1 protein-coding gene is annotated in these 298 nt (G+C 34.9%); it reads left to right on the top strand.

Annotation, left to right across the window (positions count from 1 at the left end; translation table 11 throughout):
• On the top strand, window positions 1-293 hold a 293-nt coding region (locus V6246_RS18270; protein WP_341561876.1), incomplete at its 5' end, for a hypothetical protein.
• Between the last annotated feature and the right edge of the window lie 5 nt (window positions 294-298).

The following is a 298-nucleotide window of genomic DNA, read 5'->3' as shown; positions in this document are numbered from 1 at the left end:
GTTATACTATAAATGGAGGTACAGCAGTAACACGACAAACAAGTGCAACTATAAATTTAACAGGATTGTCTGTTGGTAACCAAATTATAATAGTTACCGATGAGGCTACAACCTGCACAAGTACGGCAACTATTAATGTTAGTGAGCCTGCGTTATTAACACTTGTAGAAGCAACTAATATTAATGCAAATTGTAATGTTGGAGCACAAGTAAGTGTAACACCAACCAATGGTACAGCGCCATATCAATATGCTTTTGTTGAAGATGGTGTGCTAGTTGTTTTATTTAATTAAAAATC

Source organism: Algibacter sp. TI.3.09 (genome assembly GCF_038154905.1).
In the GTDB taxonomy this organism is placed as follows: Bacteria; Bacteroidota; Bacteroidia; order Flavobacteriales; family Flavobacteriaceae; genus Algibacter.
The sequence above is the reverse complement of the archived record's forward strand: the minus strand, read 5'-3'. Positions and strand labels throughout refer to the sequence as shown.